The sequence below is a fragment of the Vreelandella olivaria genome (assembly GCF_023507745.1).
Lineage (GTDB): Bacteria > Pseudomonadota > Gammaproteobacteria > Pseudomonadales > Halomonadaceae > Vreelandella > Vreelandella olivaria_A.
In genome coordinates, this window is record NZ_JALPZO010000163.1 from 1 (window position 1) to 1,974 (window position 1,974).

Genomic DNA, 1,974 nt, shown 5'->3' on the forward strand with positions numbered 1-1,974 from the left:
GCTAGTCGTCATAGCCGACTTGATGCCGCCGAGCTACTGGATCGCGACGCCTCCCTGACTATCTGGCAGGATGGCGAGCCCCTGCGCCGGATCCACGGCATGATCAGTGAGTTTGCCCAGGGGGATCGTGGGCACCGGCGTACCTTCTACTCGGTCGTTGTGCGCCCAGCCCTATGGCGCCTTTCCTTACGGCATAACTCGCGGATCTTTCAGGCATTATCGCCCCTTGATATTATCCGTACGCTGTGCAAAGAACGGGGTATCCGCGATGTGGTGTTTGACGTCACCCGAGAACCCGCCAATCGAGAGTACTGTGTTCAATATCGCGAGACGGATTTAGCCTTTATTGAACGGCTCGCGGCTGAAGAGGGATTGAGCTATTACCATCGCTTTGACGCTGACGCCCATCGGCTTATCTTTACCGATGCCCCCGATACACTGGTAATGCTGGGGGAACGCACCTACCACAGTCGTGCGGGTGGCACCGCCCCTCATCGGCATGTACGCAAGCTGCGCCAAACAGCCCGCGTGGCCAGCTCCTCGGCCACGCTCAAAGACTACACCTTTAAGAACCCTCGCTACGCACAATTACACGAGCACCAGGGGCGCGATGTTGAACAGCACGGGCAACGTGCCGACTATGAGCATTACGACTACCCTGGTCGCTATAAGCAGGATGCCTCGGGTAAACCGTTTACCCGTATTCGCCTGGAGCACTTACGCCGCGATGCGGTGACGGCTCAAGCAGAAAGTGACCTGCCAGAACTCAGCCCCGGCGTTCGCTTTATGCTGACGGACCACGACGTCGACAGCCTTAACCGTGACTGGCAACTCATTGAAGTGATCCACTACGGTGAACAGCCCCAGGCGCTGGAAGAAGACAGCATCTCCAGTAGCGATACCGCCGGTATGACCCGCTACCACAACACGGTCACCCTGGGGCCGGGCGATACCCCATGGCGGGCCACACCCAACCCCAAGCCCCGTGTAGACGGCCCTCAGATAGCCCAGGTAGTGGGCCCCGCCGGAGAAGAAATTCACTGTGATGAATATGGCCGGGTCAAAGTACAGTTCCCCTGGGACCGCTACGCCAGTTCTGATGACACCGCGAGTTGTTGGGTACGGGTATCTCAAGGCTGGGCAGGGGCAGGATACGGCAGTATCGCCATTCCCCGTATTGGCCAGGAGGTAGTGGTTTCATGTTTGGAAGGGGACCCTGATCAACCGCTGATTACCGGGCGCACTTACCACGCCGTCAATACGCCGCCCTACTTACTACCTGAGCACAAAACCCGCACTGGGATTAAAACCCAGACCCACCAGGGTGAAGGCTTCAACGAACTGTGCTTTGAAGACAAAGCCGGCGAAGAGTTTATCTACCTGCATGCCCAGAAAAACCTGGAGCTGCATGTGCAAAACTCCCGCCAAAAACGCGTCGAATTCGACGACACCGCCACCATCGGCAACAACTCCTACCTGGCCGTCGCCAACGACCGCGTTGAAACCATTGATGGCAATCGCGATATCACGGTTCACACCAACCACACTGAACAAATCGATGGCGAGCGTGGGTTAAAGGTCGGGGGGAGCTATCGAGCCCATGCCAACGGCGATATCACCTTGAAAGCTGATGGCGAACTGATTCTCGACGCCAGCAAAATCACGCTGGTTGCGGGTGGTTCAGCACTGGTGGTTTCAGGCGGCAGCGTGGATGTTACGCCGGTATTGAACGTAGGTTCAGCCTCACCCAGTGCAGCGGCGCTACCGCCCGTTCCCTCCGTGCTGGAAGCCGCCGCAGGGGAAGGCAGCCCCTTCGTTTCCCACTGCCCGTTGGAAGAGGGATAATCCATGGTCGTGCCCGACTACTGGGTCGCCCGCTGCCATGTGATGGCCCACTCACCGAGCACCCGGCGCTGGGAAGAGGACGCCGACGAAGCCGTGACCGTCGTCGCCGTACTGGCAGAGAGCGAGGCC

The 1,974-nt window shown here is 58.8% G+C and carries 1 protein-coding gene; it reads left to right on the forward strand.

Features of this window, described 5'->3' with window-relative positions; genetic code table 11:
• Positions 1-1,845 (forward strand): type VI secretion system Vgr family protein (locus HP566_RS19105; protein WP_249978903.1); only part of this gene is annotated, 1,845 nt, incomplete at its 5' end.
• Between the last annotated feature and the right edge of the window lie 129 nt (positions 1,846-1,974).